The organism is Pseudobutyrivibrio sp. MD2005 (assembly GCF_000621865.1).
In the GTDB taxonomy this organism is placed as follows: domain Bacteria; phylum Bacillota; class Clostridia; order Lachnospirales; family Lachnospiraceae; genus Pseudobutyrivibrio.
Genome location: NZ_JHXE01000017.1, coordinates 28,897 through 42,507 on the forward strand (window position 1 = coordinate 28,897; position 13,611 = coordinate 42,507).

Genomic DNA, 13,611 nt, shown 5'->3' on the forward strand with positions numbered 1-13,611 from the left:
CGTAAAACGCTCCTTTTATTATAATATTTAATAACATTTTTCTAATTATTTTCGAGAGTATAGTGAAAACGATGAGAAAATAATTAGAAAATGTTATGGGACTATTCTCAACTATTGAATTTTATAATGTTCTCGTCGTTTAATACGAAGTCATAGGTATTATAGTCTTCACGTTCACGCCATCCCTCTGCGTGCCAGAATTGATTGCCAAGCTCATTTCCCTTAAATGCAACAAGCTGAATCTTATTGATTCCTTCATCCTTAAGACGAATCATAGCCGCTGTGACCATGGCTTTACCGATACCGTGATTACGATAATCCTCGTGAACACATACATGATAGAAACTTCCATGGCGTCCATCGTGGCCAGCTAAAATCGAACCAACTATTTTGCCGTCTGCGATAGCTACAACAGATGTATTCGGATTTCGCTTTATAAATTTAAGAATTCCTTCCTTAGAATCATCAATGCTTCTCATTGCAAAACCATGAATAGTGGTCCACAAATCATATACTTCTTCGTAATCACTTTCTTCCATGGTTCTGATTTGATATTCCATAAAAACTCCTAAATTTAAAGAAATCTTATAAGCTTCATTAACTACCATACCTGACCTCCGTATTGCCGCCTATGGGAACATTGGTGCAAAATCAAGTCCCATCTTTTCATCTAAACCAAAAATAATATTCATATTCTGAACTGCCTGTCCAGCAGCGCCCTTAACAAGATTATCAAGGGCTCCCATCATAACTACACGGCCTGTTCTTTCATCTATCATGCAACTAACATCAACAAAATTGCTGCCTTCAACCCATTTGGTTTCAGGACACTCCCCGTAATTCAAAACTCTTACAAAAAATTCATCATCATACATATCATGATATGCTTTCATAACCTCTTCCTTAGTAGGAAGCTTTCCATCCTTCTCTACAAGTGATGCATATTCAGTAACAAGGATGCCTCGATTCATTGGAACAAGATGAGGTGTGAAGTTAATCATAATCTCTTTACCACATGCATATCCAAGCTGCTCCTCTATTTCAGGAGTATGTCTATGGCTTGTAACTCCATATGCTTTGATGCTTTCGTTAACCTCACAATATAAATTAGGAAGCTTAGCTCCTCGACCTGCTCCACTGGTGCCTGACTTAGCATCTACTATTAATGTAGAAGGAGCAATCAAACCAGCCTTAACAAGTGGATATGCTGTAAGGATTGAGCAGGTTGTGTAACATCCAGGATTTGCAATAAGTCTTGCTCCCTTTTCCTTGTCACGATTAACTTCGCATAAACCGTAAACTGCTTCCTCTATAAACTGAGGACTCTTGTGCTCAATACCGTACCATTTTTCATAAACTGCTACGTCTTTAATTCTGTAATCTGCAGATAAATCGATAACCTTACAGTTATTAAGAATCTCTTCTGTAAGAACTCCTGCAAGATATCCCTGTGGTGTAGCTGTGAAAATAACATCTACCTGCTTAGAAAGCTCTACTATATTGTCATCGAGGCATTTATCCTCAACCAATGTGAACATGTTCTTATAAATAGAAGCAAAGCGTTCATCTACATAGCTCCTAGATCCGTACCAAATAATCTCAGCCTGTGGATGTGAATATAGAAGTCTTACAATCTCGGCACCAGCATAACCAGTGGCACCAATAATACCTACTTTGATCATAATAAATGTCCTCTCTTTAATCGTAATTTGATATTAATAATAGTACGCCTTCACTTTTGTAATGTAAAGTGTTACAGCAAAATTTTATAAATTAATCTTGCATAAATATACACCTAAAATTCAGTTTTTTCAACGTCATTTTTAACAAATCTCATTTTTATACCCTATTTATGCATAAATTCACACTTGAAATATGAGCATAGATGTTGTAAAGTAGTCTCAGTTGAAACAGTTAATCAATATTTATTCATAAAGGAGAACAGATATGGCACAGGAAAAAGTAGTATTAGCTTATTCAGGTGGTCTTGATACCACAGCAATCATTCCATGGCTCAAAGAAAACTATGGTTATGAAGTAATCTGCTGTTGCATCGATTGTGGACAGGGGGAAGAATTAGATGGTCTTTCAGAGAGAGCAAAGGCTTCAGGTGCTTCTAAATTATATATAGAAGATATTGTTGATGACTTCTGTGATAATTACATCGTACCTTGCGTACAGGCTGGTTCAATCTACGAGAACAAATACCTTCTTGGTACAGCAATGGCTCGTCCAGGCATCGCAGCAAAGCTTGTTGAAATTGCTAGAAAAGAAGGCGCTGTTGCAATTTGCCACGGTGCTACAGGTAAAGGAAATGATCAGATTCGTTTCGAGCTTGGAATCAAGGCTCTTGCTCCAGACATCAAGGTAATCGCTCCATGGCGTAGCGACAAATGGAAGCTTCAGTCTCGTCAGGACGAAATCGATTACTGCAAGGCTCACGGCATCAATCTTCCATTCTCAACAGATCAGTCTTACAGCCGTGACCGTAACTTATGGCACATCAGCCACGAAGGTCTTGAGCTTGAAGATCCTTCACAGGAGCCAAATTACGAGCATCTTCTTATGCTCACTACTCCTCCTGAGAAAGCTCCAGACAAGCCAGAGTACGTTACAATGACTTTCGAGCAGGGTGTACCTACATCAGTTAATGGAAAGAAAATGAAGGTTTCAGATATCATCAAAGAATTAAATAAAATTGGTGGTAGAAACGGAATCGGCATCGTAGATATCGTAGAAAACCGTGTAGTTGGTATGAAGTCTCGTGGCGTTTACGAGACACCAGGCGGCACTATCCTCATGGAGGCACACGCTCAGCTTGAAGAGCTTTGCCTCGACCGCGCGACAATGGAAATGAAGAAAGAAATGGGTGCTAAGCTTGCGCAGGTTTGCTACGAAGGAAAATGGTTCACACCACTTTGCGATGCAATTCAGGCCTTCGTAAAATCTACTCAGGAATACGTTACAGGCGAAGTTAAGTTCAAGCTCTACAAGGGCAACATCATCAAGGCTGGTACAACTTCACCATACTCACTCTACTCTGAGTCACTTGCATCATTCACAACTGGCGACCTTTACGATCACCACGACGCCGAAGGCTTCATCACACTTTGGGGCCTCCCACTCAAGGTACGCGCCATGAAACTTCAGGAAAACCAGAAAAAGAAATAACCCCTTGCCCCGCCAACTTAGGCGGGGCATTTTGCTGCCCGGGGGCTGTGGGGCCGGCAGATTGCAAAATTTAGGGTAGCAAAATGCCCCTAGGTATAACCTAGGGGCAAGGGTATTTTTCTTTATTCTTCTTCGGTGTTGAGGGCGGAGTCAATGATTGACATGAGTTCCATGGCGCTACGGAAACTGATTTTTTCGTCGCGGTCGGCCCATGTAACCTGGCCCTGCCAAGTGTCGTTCTCAACATTATTTACATGTACAACAAATGTACCTTCCTTTTTATCTGTCATAGTAACACCTCCCATTATGTATATAATACCACATAAAAACGTATTTTGCCGCTTAAATAATTTGATTACTGAAGGTCTAGCTCTATTGGACAATGGTCTGAACCCATGATGTCTGTGTGAATCTTGGCGTCAGTCATTCTGTCTCTTAGGTCTTCAGATACGATAAAGTAGTCGATGCGCCATCCTGCATTCTTCTCTCTTGCTTTGAATCTGTATGACCACCAAGAATAGATTTGCTCCTGATCAGGATAGAAGAATCTAAAGCTGTCAATAAAGCCTGCATTTAAGAGCTCAGTCATTTTATTTCGCTCTTCATCAGTGAATCCTGCGTTACGACGGTTAGTCTTAGGATTCTTGATATCGATTTCTTCGTGAGCTACGTTTAAGTCACCGCAAAGGATTACTCCTTTCTTTTTGTTAAGCTCGCATAAATAAGCCCTGAAATCATCTTCCCATGTCATTCGATAATCAAGACGCTTTAGTTCGTTCTGTGAGTTTGGTGTGTAGCATGTAATGAAATAATAATCGTCGAATTCAAGTGTGATAACACGACCTTCATGGTCATGCTCTTCAATGCCAATACCATAGCTGACAGATAAAGGCTCCTTCTTTGTAAAAATTGCTGTTCCAGAATAGCCTTTCTTTTCAGCATAGTTCCAGTAAATGTGATAGCCTTCCTTTTCACATTCAAGCTGGCCTTCAGAAAGCTTTATCTCCTGAAGACAGAAAATATCTGCATCTACCTCATCAAAGTATTCCCAAAAGCCTTTGCCGATAACAGCTCTAAGGCCATTTACATTCCATGAAATGAATTTGCTCATTGTCCCTCCTAGTTAGTACGTAATGCATCAATTGGATTAAGGTTAGCCGCCTGATGGCTTGGTAATATACCAAATACTATACCAATTACCATAGAAAATGCAACAGCTACAAAGGCTGCAGGCCAAGAAATTGCAACAGGTGTACCACTCATTATAGAAATGATTTGAGCAAGACCGATACCGCTGACTACTCCAAGCACACCACCCATAGATGTAAGCACTGCTGCTTCAGTCAAAAACTGAGCCATAATTTTACCTTTTCTGGCTCCTATAGCCTTTTTCAATCCAATCTCAGCCGTTCTTTCAGTGACGGATACAAGCATGATATTCATAACGCCAATTCCACCAACAAGTAGAGAAATAGCTGCAATCCAAATAAGCATTGAATTGGTAGATGAAGAAAGCTGCTGTAACTGCTGTGCCTGTTCTAATAAATCTGTCGCCTCATATTTGATTGTATCATCTGTTGGATTGATACTTCCGTTAAGTATATCAGCACTCTTCTTTCCTGCAGCTGTCATATCATCTGTAGATACAGCTCTTACAAGAATATTTTCTGGTTCATCATAGCGATAGCTTATAGGCCAATCCGAAATAGGAATATATACAACGCCAGACTCATCCTGCATGTATGTCTCGTAGTCAGAGATAGAATTGATTGTAGGCTCAAATGTAGAGCGGGTTGCTACGACTCCAACAACAACATAGGAATCTCCTCCTATCTCAAGCACCTTTCCAATAGGGTCCTCATTATTTAATAAATCAGTGGCTACTGAATCCTCTATAACACAGACCTTTTTATAGTCAGCCACCTCATCAGCAGTGAAAAGACGGCCTTTTTTCACTGTAAGATTATCTGTCTCGAAATAATCTGTTTCTACACCTTTAACATATCCGCCGTTCATAGAATTATTCATATAATACACGCCATCATAAATTTGTCGGGATGTGTATTTGCTGGCAGATTTCACCTCATCAAGGCTTCGAATATCTTTTAAAACATCGTCACTTATCTGAGGCACTCCGTAAGGTGGATCATTATAACTCATATCACATGGCCAATCATTCTGATAAAGTTGAATGTCCACAGTGTTTGAGCCTGAGCCAATAAGATTTTGTTTTATCTGCTGATTCGTTCCTTCGATAGTGGAAACAATGGCAATAATTGCTGCAATACCAATGATAATTCCAAGCATCGTAAGAAAAGATCTAAGTTTGTGTGTCCAAATACCTCTAAAGGCTAATCGTAAATTCTCAAGCATAGATTCTCCCTTAATAATCAAGCTCATCAACTACTTCACAGCTGATGCCTTCGATTTCTCCGTTTCCATATGGAAAAGCCAGATATTCCTCTGGAGCAACGCCCTGTTTTACTTCTGTCATAGAACCCCAAAGCACTTTGCCCACTTTTACATATTCCTTTTTAAGCTTTCCCTTAGAATTCATTTTCATAACAAAGCTGCCTGAAGCATCTTTTCTGATAAAATGCGACGGTATATAGTACCCACTAGACTCCTGGCCTGCAGGTGTGATTGAAATATCTACAGCAGAGCCAATTTCGATTCCACAGCTTCTGTCAAAGGTTGCTTTAAACTCATAGTTACTGCTGTTGCTATTACCACCGCCACTGTAAAAATTGTTGCCAGTGCTAGGATTTTCGCTGATTGACGCTATCACAGCTTCTGTAGAAACTCCATTATCCCACGACATGACACTTACAGTATCGCCAACATTTACACTATCCAAATAAAACTCACCAATACTTCCCGTGATGTAATACTCATCTGTGGCAGCCACAACCACAAATGGCTGTGTGTTATTGTAATTATCCTTATTTTGAATCTTTGAAACAGTACCAGAGACCTTAGCTATAATCGCACCATCATCAGTAGTGTTTTTCATAACTTCCAGCTCATTTTCAAGCTTTCGACATTCTAAATCTTGTCGTTCAACCACGATTGTCTGATTCTTGATTTCCTCCGCAAGCTCGCTAGGCTTTAGTCCTTCTGGCATACCAGTGTGAACACCTTCCCCCTCGTAGGAATCCTCTCCCACAATTTGCTTAGTCTCGCCATCGAGATAGAGGGTTGATGCAAGAAAATCGAAGGTTTCCTCTATTTCAACTTTCTTGAAGTTTTCTTCGTTGTCCTTATTAGCAAGATATGATTTGATAGGATCAATGTCAGAATCCTCCTCAAGCTCCTCATATCTTCCTCCATTTTCTGTATATCCTGGCTTAAGATAAGAGGTATACAAAATCTCACCATCAGTATCAAAGCTTTCAATTGCGATAATATCATCAGTAAGATAATGGAAATCTCCAATATTCACATCAGTAACTGCAATATATTCTTTTTCTGCAACAAAAGTCTTTTCTCTGTAAACCTCCTGAGTATGAATGTATTCAGGAATAGGCTTTGTCTTTTCTAGACGCTCTAACTTCTTTTGCTCAGCCTCTAGATTCTGGGTTGCTTTCTGAAGCTGCAAAGTCTTGCCGTTAATATCCTGAGTTCCTTTATTTACAGTCATAATCACATCACCAGCATTAACATGGTCTCCTTCGGCCACATTTACGCTCTTGATTTCTGTACCAGTTGCAATATAAACAGATTGTGATTTATCAGCAGTAACATCTCCATAGCTCTCTATGGTATCGCCCCAGTAGCCATCCATTCCATAATTTGCAAGTGATACTACCTGAGCAGTCTTCTTCCCCTGACTATATTTATAGCCTGCAAATAGACCACCAACTGCCAGGGCTACGATTACAAGGATAATAATGAATGGTTTAAGCTTCTTCATCTTCACCCTCCTGTTCCAGCCCATGATAGAGCTTGCCATCAACAATGCGATAAGTCTTCTTCGCATGGCTTGCTATATTGGCATCATGAGTAATCATTATGATAGTGGTGCCTTCGCTGTTTAGTTTTTCAAAAAGCTCCATAATAGCCGCTCCAGATTTTTGATCAAGAGCACCTGTAGGCTCGTCTGCAAGAAGTACCTTTGGATTATTTACAATTGCTCTTGCTATGGCAACACGCTGCTTTTGTCCACCGGAAAGCTGATCAGGACGAAATTTTACTCTATCTGCAAGTCCAACTCTCGTAAGAGCTTCGATTGCTCTACGTTCTCTTTCTTTTTTAGGCACCCCTGCATAGCTTAAAGGCAAAGCCACGTTCTCGATGGCATTTTCTTCATTCATCAGATAAAAGCTCTGGAATACAAAGCCAATTGAGTGAAGCCTTAAATCAGACATCTGCCTGTCTTTAAGGCGAAGCACATCCTTATCCTCGAAATAGTATTCGCCAGAAGTAGGCTTATCCAGGCAACCAATGACATTCATTAAGGTACTCTTTCCAGAACCGGAAGGCCCCATGATTGCCACATACTCCCCTTCATCTACCTGAAGCGAAACATTATTAAGTGCTGGAACCGATGTTTCCGTGCCTGTTTGTCCATATACTTTATTAATGTTATTAAGCTTTACTATCATGATTATTCGCCCTCAATACTTGATACTGTCTTCATGCCTTCAGTGTAATCCTCCATTGGATAGGCAATTAAATCGTCATTACTGATGCCTGAAACACTGTAAACCATCTCTGTGTCATAGTATTCCCCTAGTTCAATAGGCTGCTTACATAGTTTTCCCTTTTTACTTACCCAAACAAAAGGATTTCCCTCTTCATCATATGCAATGTAATAATCATAGATATAGGTTCCATCTGAAAAATCCATTTCTGATGTATCCCCTGCGCCTATTTCAATGTAAAGATGCTGCCCCATCATCAAGCCTTCGCTATTATCCAAAGTGATATAAAATGGATATTTTGTAGAAGAACTGTCTGAAGAGCTACTGCCATAGCTGTCATTGTTGTTCTCCTGCTTAGATTCAGTATCGATTTTGGTGATTGTTCCTGTCCATGTCTGTGTCTTATCAACACGTGAGCGAAGTGTTACAGGCTCATCAACATTGATTGCCCACACGTTTTGCTCGTTAATCTGACCTTTAACGCGCATCTCCTTCGAGCCCAAAATAGTAATAAAAGAACCATCTGTGGTGTAAGGATTCGTGTCATCAGCAATCTTTGTGATAGTACCTGCAACAGGTGATGTTACAGTAGAATTACCGATTTTCTTATTGTTTTCCTCGATTTTAGCAGTAGTCTGCTCAATAGAATTGTTAGCGATAGCGATATCAGTATTAAGACCAGTAATCTGATTTTGGATATCCTCTCTATCTGCTTTATCTTTATCAGTCTGCCCTTTTATCTTGTCATAGTCAGACTGTAGCTTTGTAATCTGGCGATTATAATCATCAATGCTAAGCTTGTAACCCTCAATATCAAAACCATACTGGGTGTTTTCAGCCTCCAAGGATTCTGTTTTATATGAGAATAATGGTGTTCCCTTCTCTACTATATCTCCTTCAGACACAAAAATATTATCAAGCTCACGCTCTGAGCTTTTTGTGATGCTTGTAGATTCCTGTCCTTCCACAACTCCCATAAATACATCAGGCGTGTAGCCAGAACCTTCACCCATAATGTCTGCCAAAGAAATAGCATATATTTCTGAAGAATCATCTGAATTTGCTATCTTTTTACCTATTAGTCCAGACTTCCAAACAAATCCCGCACCTATAGCCAAAGCTGCAATAAGCACTAAAGCTACAATCTTCTTTTTCATAATCATTCTTCCTTTCAAACGAACATCAACTGTTCTATTCCCGATAATACAGTTATAGCATTAAAATAGGGACAATGCAACACCTACATTGTCCCTTGTGTTTTATTAATTCTATATATAATTTTAATGATTTTCACCTACATAACAAGGTTTCTTTTGTTGAAATACATTTATCAGCTATACATACGATCCAAGCTTCTCTACTTTTTGGAATTTTTGTGAATGTAAGTGGCCACATATGGCTCTCTATAACAGCTTGAGTGCGTTTTCCAATACCAAAATGATTAATGGCATTTTCCATAGCTGTATTGGAATGTGAAAAACCATGTAGCCCATGTCCCTCATCAGTCAAGTGCCAATCATATAGATAATAGTCATGAAGGAAGGCGCCGATAGTAAGTACCCTCTCATCTGCGCCTATATGGAGTCTTTTATTCATCCAATAGCTGAGACGAGTGACACTTTCAACATGCTCATAGGTAGAGATACGACCATGTTGCATAAAGTTTTTCATTTTTTGTACTCTTGTATCGTTTATGTAAGGAGCCAAAATATGATTTATATTTTCTTCCTCTTCTGGTCTAAGTTTCATAAAACCTCCTAGACTTATCTAAACTTATAGAAAGAATCTGTACGTCTTCCATCATTAAATGAACCTTCTATGATGATTGATCCATCTTTATTTATCTCTGCAATTCCAAGCTTTCCAGTGTGCTCTTTAAGATAAGAAATGTAGAAAACGTATACCTCTTCAGTAAGGAAATAATCGTATTTCTCCTCGTCTGAAAGCTGTTCCTCGATTTCTAAGCAACAGTCCCCTTTATTCAAAAGGAATCGGCCAGTATAATCCACATCCATTCTTGAATATGTAATGGTATATCCTTCTTCTTCAGGAAAATCCAACTCAAGCTGGGCGTATGCCTCCTCCTGGTAATTAACAGGCACCTGCTCATGCTCAGATACTCTCGCCTTTTCCTTTGGATTGTAATCCGGAATTGTGCGCCATACACTAAAAATGTAAACCTGTAAAAATAAAATCAATGTTAAACAAACGATAGCAAAGGCTTGTAATACAATCTTTACCTTAGATACTTTGATATCGCTATTATCTTTTACAATAGATTTATCGTTAGCCTCCTGAGGCTTTTGAAGCTTTAGCTTTGGAAGCCTAAACTTATGAAGATTAATCTTAGGAAGCTTTAGCTTTGGGAATTTTAGCTTATTTTTTGATGCTTCTTCCTCAGCCTTAAATTTGCTTTTAGCGTACTCGCTACCACCTATTGTGTCAATACAATGTTGACATATTATATGATTTTCAGCATGCTGACCACAAATTACGCACTTGTCATCAGTGGCCACTCCAGCAGCCACATCAAATATTCGGCCTTTAAATCTCTTACCAAAAACTGAGCCTAGAATCTGTCGTTCATTTTCTAGCCTCAGTATTCCCTCAACTACCTCCATTCTACTTAAATCGTACTTAGAGGTAAGCTTGACCATATATAATAGTTCTTGTCGTAACTTATCGTCTGCCATGTGTTTTACCCGTTGTTAATTCCACTTTTAACATCTAAGCCTTTAAAGCATAAATAGGCTAAAAGCTTGTTATCACGCTCAAGAATCTTACCTGCATAGAAAATACCATCCTCTGCAGCTTCAGCTCTAACAATACGAGCTGTAACTGCCAGGCTAAAATCTGAATTATTGGCATTATCTGCAAAATTTACTTCTACAACATCTCCTATAGTAACTCTATATGAATTTCCAATAAATGAGATTCCGCTGTCACTAACATCTAGAACAGACACTGAAAACCTATGCTCATCATCCATGAGAGCTGAGCCAGGCTTATGAACTAAGACTCTGACATCTTCTCTTCTTTCTGATGAAGCCGCAATCTTTCCAAAGGCTTTTGCATCAATAGCATAGTAATCAACGCCCTTGAAGTTCACTACAGTAACAGAAAGATTCTTCCAAACAACTCTACCACCTGAATTTGGATCAATACAGTGTAAAGAAAAGCTCATGCTTTCAGGAGAACCATTTGTAAAATCTACAACCTGATCATTGTAAATATATGGTTTAACCAATGCTCCTGTGCCATTATTAGTCCCAACTACCTCTGTTTTGAACTCAAATGAGGAATCGCCTATTAAAATTTCAAGTGTGACCTCCTGTCCCGCCACCAATTTATCAATAGTCATAATCTTTCTCCCTTATATCTATTATTTTACATAATTAATCGGAAAGATGATACAAAAAAGTTACCATTTTTTATAATAAAACTAATTGCTCCCCTCCCGGTAATTTTGTAGGACGGCTTATTAATACTGCTGGAGGCTGTCCAATGAGGTGTGATTTTGCGAATATTACTGTTTTTCTTATGGACCAAATTTATGCATTAAACATGTGTCTTGTTGCGGAATGAACTGTATGAAAAAATGTGTTTAATTTGGCGGACACTGAAGTTTTCAATGTACTTCTTAGACTAAGGGGACTTGGTTTCATATTACGTTTGCTAAGTAACATGACAAAGCAGGTTTTGCATATCTAGGTACCGTGCTCCATGTGACGTCCTGTCACTTACGCACTTGCGCTGCCATCCGTGGCAGCGCATACCTATATATTGCAAAACCTGCTTTTATGTTACTAAGCGCGCTCCAAAATCAACCAAGTCCCCTTCAGCCTAAGAAGTACAAATAGTATTAAGCTGTGTGTCCGCCACCCAAAAACCTTTTTCAAAATTGTACAGGCCTGCAAAAGACACATGTAAATAACAGATGCATAAATGGTCCATTAGAAAAACGCAATATTCATGCAATACACCCCAGCGGGCAGCCACTAGCAGCGTGTATAAGCCGGCCTATTATACAGTGCTTGGGAGTAATTAGTTTTGGCGGCTGGCTGCTTCCACTACATGCTTAACCAATATGCTTGTTGTGACACCACCAACACCACCAGGCACTGGAGTGATAGCATCAACTATATCTACGACTTCGTCGGTCCTAACATCGCCACAAAGTTTGTTTTTCTCGTCATTCCAACTGATACCAACGTCAATAACAGTTTGGCCTTCTCTAAGATATTCCTTGCCAACGCTTTCCATCTGTCCAGAGGCTACCACTACAATATCTGCATCCTTAGTAATTGCTGGAACATCCTTTGTTTTGGTGTGACAAATTGTAACAGTGGCATTTTCGTGCATTAAAAGCATGGCAACTGGTCGACCTATAACAAGGGAGCGGCCTATTACTGCAACTTTTTTGCCAGCGACTTGTACATCATAGTATTTCAAAATTTCCATGGCTGCCTCAGCTGTGCATGGAGAAAATCCAAGCTTAGTGTTTGTGAAAACTCCAGCTAGTGACAAATCTGTACATCCATCAACGTCCTTGTCAGCTGAAAGCATTTTTCTAGCTTTTTCGCCATCTATATGCTTAGGTAATGGTCTAAACATAAGGATTCCATGGATATTTATATCGTTATTTAATTTATCTAGTGTGGCAAAAAATTCATCTGCTGATACATCTGCTGGTAATGCTGTTACTTGAACTTTTACACCTACCTGCTCGCATCTTTTGATTGCGCCGCGCTCATAAGATAAATCATCTGCCCTATCTCCAACACGAAGAATTCCAAGAGTAGGATTTATCCCTCTATCATTTAATGCTTCAACCTCTTTTGATAATTTATTATTTAAAGCCTCTACGACTTCTTTTCCCTTAAGTAATTTTGCCATTGTGTACTCTCCTATAATCTATTCCATACGTCCTCGTATATTTCTCTTGCAAGAACAGTGTATTTTGAAACAAGCTCACTAACCTCAGAATCAAGAGCATCGGCATACTGCCTATCTTTCATGGATTTTGTATTTATCTTTACATTTACAGCAGCCCCTTTTATAGCTCCCTCTAAAAGAGCTGAGCCTGTAGCTGCATCACTAATCATGATTACAGAGCCTTTATCAGAAAAATCTCTTTGAAGCTCCACTGCAGAACATGCAAGCTTTAAGATTTTAAAAGGAACCTTTGCTGCATCCTTCAAGCACTTTTCCATTATTTCATCTCTGCCAGGCTCCTCCTTTGGAAGCGAATAAGCTTTTGATAATGGTTCGAAAGCAACAGCATCCTCATCGATGCATTCAAGCAAAGCCAGACGAATTTCATCAGCCCTTTTCATCAAATCCTTTATGTCATCCTCTACGTTAAGATATTTTTTCTTTCCAACTGTAAATTCACCAACCATGCTTCCTAAAGCTGTGCCTATCGCAGCTGCCAAAGCGCTTGCTCCGCCACCACCTGGTACAGATTTCTTTGCAGCAAGCTCACTTGTAAAATCTTTAACGCTTATGTTCACCAAACTCATATCATTATCTCCTAATACATTAATATAAACCAAAACTCCAAAGCCTTGAAATACATCAAAGCTTTGGAGTAATAATCATTTAATATAGTCAAATATTGTCATCTGGTTGGCATCAGAAACCAATGTGTCATATTGCTTTTGTTCTTCTTCTGTCAACTCTCTGTTAAAAACATAAGTCTCCTGTCTGATTGTACCATCTAAATCAAAGTACAACTGACGGAAATCCACGTTGTCATTTTCAAACATTATTCTTTGTCCTATCTAAGTTTTGCCCT

The 13,611-nt window shown here is 39.3% G+C and carries 15 protein-coding genes; 1 reads left to right on the forward strand and 14 read right to left on the reverse strand.

Annotated features, from left to right (window positions below; genetic code table 11):
* Positions 1-107: 107 nt before the first annotated feature.
* Positions 108-608, reverse strand: a complete 501-nt coding sequence (locus tag T498_RS0107710) for a GNAT family N-acetyltransferase (protein WP_242839218.1) — start codon at positions 606-608, stop codon at positions 108-110.
* 21 nt (positions 609-629) lie between these two features.
* Positions 630-1,682 (reverse strand): N-acetyl-gamma-glutamyl-phosphate reductase, encoded by a 1,053-nt coding sequence (gene argC, locus T498_RS0107715; RefSeq protein ID WP_028235412.1) that lies wholly within the window; start codon positions 1,680-1,682, stop codon positions 630-632.
* A gap of 265 nt (positions 1,683-1,947) precedes the next feature.
* Between argC and T498_RS0107720 the strand changes: the two genes are divergently transcribed.
* Entirely contained in the window at positions 1,948-3,171 is a 1,224-nt protein-coding gene (locus T498_RS0107720) for an argininosuccinate synthase (RefSeq protein WP_028235413.1), read from the forward strand.
* Positions 3,172-3,293: 122 nt separating this feature from the next.
* On the opposite strand, the gene T498_RS16895 is transcribed toward T498_RS0107720, so the two are convergent.
* The 12 genes from T498_RS16895 to T498_RS16735 all read right to left on the reverse strand — a co-directional run bounded on the left by T498_RS16895 (position 3,294) and on the right by T498_RS16735 (position 13,582).
* On the reverse strand, positions 3,294-3,461 hold the full coding sequence (locus tag T498_RS16895; protein ID WP_207638273.1) for a hypothetical protein: 168 nt from the start codon (positions 3,459-3,461) through the stop codon (positions 3,294-3,296).
* 65 nt (positions 3,462-3,526) lie between these two features.
* Entirely contained in the window at positions 3,527-4,282 is a 756-nt protein-coding gene (locus T498_RS0107730) for an exodeoxyribonuclease III (RefSeq protein WP_028235414.1), read from the reverse strand.
* Positions 4,283-4,290: 8 nt separating this feature from the next.
* A complete protein-coding gene (locus tag T498_RS0107735; protein WP_028235415.1) occupies positions 4,291-5,544 on the reverse strand; it encodes an ABC transporter permease in 1,254 nt (417 codons plus the stop codon).
* Positions 5,545-5,554: 10 nt separating this feature from the next.
* Positions 5,555-7,084, reverse strand: a complete 1,530-nt coding sequence (locus tag T498_RS0107740) for a biotin/lipoyl-binding protein (RefSeq protein ID WP_028235416.1) — start codon at positions 7,082-7,084, stop codon at positions 5,555-5,557.
* A complete protein-coding gene (locus T498_RS0107745; RefSeq protein ID WP_028235417.1) occupies positions 7,071-7,775 on the reverse strand; it encodes an ABC transporter ATP-binding protein in 705 nt (234 codons plus the stop codon). Before T498_RS0107745 ends, T498_RS0107740 begins: the two co-directional genes overlap by 14 nt.
* 2 nt (positions 7,776-7,777) lie before the next feature.
* A complete protein-coding gene (locus T498_RS0107750; RefSeq protein ID WP_028235418.1) occupies positions 7,778-8,971 on the reverse strand; it encodes an efflux RND transporter periplasmic adaptor subunit in 1,194 nt (397 codons plus the stop codon).
* Positions 8,972-9,104: 133 nt separating this feature from the next.
* Positions 9,105-9,563 (reverse strand): HD domain-containing protein, encoded by a 459-nt coding sequence (locus tag T498_RS0107755; RefSeq protein WP_028235419.1) that lies wholly within the window; start codon positions 9,561-9,563, stop codon positions 9,105-9,107.
* 14 nt (positions 9,564-9,577) lie between these two features.
* Positions 9,578-10,507, reverse strand: coding sequence for a hypothetical protein (locus tag T498_RS0107760; protein ID WP_028235420.1), 930 nt, complete (start codon positions 10,505-10,507; stop codon positions 9,578-9,580).
* 5 nt (positions 10,508-10,512) lie between these two features.
* Positions 10,513-11,175, reverse strand: coding sequence for a PilZ domain-containing protein (locus T498_RS0107765; RefSeq protein ID WP_028235421.1), 663 nt, complete (start codon positions 11,173-11,175; stop codon positions 10,513-10,515).
* A gap of 683 nt (positions 11,176-11,858) precedes the next feature.
* Complete coding sequence (locus T498_RS0107775; protein WP_028235422.1) at positions 11,859-12,710, reverse strand: bifunctional 5,10-methylenetetrahydrofolate dehydrogenase/5,10-methenyltetrahydrofolate cyclohydrolase; 852 nt, start codon at positions 12,708-12,710, stop codon at positions 11,859-11,861.
* A gap of 11 nt (positions 12,711-12,721) precedes the next feature.
* Positions 12,722-13,336, reverse strand: a complete 615-nt coding sequence (locus T498_RS0107780; protein ID WP_028235423.1) for a cyclodeaminase/cyclohydrolase family protein — start codon at positions 13,334-13,336, stop codon at positions 12,722-12,724.
* A gap of 75 nt (positions 13,337-13,411) precedes the next feature.
* Positions 13,412-13,582: a hypothetical protein gene (locus T498_RS16735; protein ID WP_155951037.1), complete on the reverse strand. Its 171-nt coding sequence runs from the start codon at positions 13,580-13,582 to the stop codon at positions 13,412-13,414.
* Positions 13,583-13,611: the final 29 nt, after the last annotated feature.

Bases quoted from the DNA above. Each gene is read 5' to 3' on its own strand.
- T498_RS0107710 (WP_242839218.1), bottom strand. From the start codon at position 608: ATGGTAGTTAATGAAGCTTATAAGATTTCTTTAAATTTAGGAGTTTTT.
- argC (WP_028235412.1), bottom strand. From the start codon at position 1,682: ATGATCAAAGTAGGTATTATTGGTGCCACTGGTTATGCTGGTGCCGAG.
- T498_RS0107720 (WP_028235413.1), top strand. From the start codon at position 1,948: ATGGCACAGGAAAAAGTAGTATTAGCTTATTCAGGTGGTCTTGATACC.
- T498_RS16895 (WP_207638273.1), bottom strand. From the start codon at position 3,461: ATGACAGATAAAAAGGAAGGTACATTTGTTGTACATGTAAATAATGTT.
- T498_RS0107730 (WP_028235414.1), bottom strand. From the start codon at position 4,282: ATGAGCAAATTCATTTCATGGAATGTAAATGGCCTTAGAGCTGTTATC.
- T498_RS0107735 (WP_028235415.1), bottom strand. From the start codon at position 5,544: ATGCTTGAGAATTTACGATTAGCCTTTAGAGGTATTTGGACACACAAA.
- T498_RS0107740 (WP_028235416.1), bottom strand. From the start codon at position 7,084: ATGAAGAAGCTTAAACCATTCATTATTATCCTTGTAATCGTAGCCCTG.
- T498_RS0107745 (WP_028235417.1), bottom strand. From the start codon at position 7,775: ATGATAGTAAAGCTTAATAACATTAATAAAGTATATGGACAAACAGGC.
- T498_RS0107750 (WP_028235418.1), bottom strand. From the start codon at position 8,971: ATGAAAAAGAAGATTGTAGCTTTAGTGCTTATTGCAGCTTTGGCTATA.
- T498_RS0107755 (WP_028235419.1), bottom strand. From the start codon at position 9,563: ATGAAACTTAGACCAGAAGAGGAAGAAAATATAAATCATATTTTGGCT.
- T498_RS0107760 (WP_028235420.1), bottom strand. From the start codon at position 10,507: ATGGCAGACGATAAGTTACGACAAGAACTATTATATATGGTCAAGCTT.
- T498_RS0107765 (WP_028235421.1), bottom strand. From the start codon at position 11,175: ATGACTATTGATAAATTGGTGGCGGGACAGGAGGTCACACTTGAAATT.
- T498_RS0107775 (WP_028235422.1), bottom strand. From the start codon at position 12,710: ATGGCAAAATTACTTAAGGGAAAAGAAGTCGTAGAGGCTTTAAATAAT.
- T498_RS0107780 (WP_028235423.1), bottom strand. From the start codon at position 13,336: ATGAGTTTGGTGAACATAAGCGTTAAAGATTTTACAAGTGAGCTTGCT.
- T498_RS16735 (WP_155951037.1), bottom strand. From the start codon at position 13,582: ATGTTTGAAAATGACAACGTGGATTTCCGTCAGTTGTACTTTGATTTA.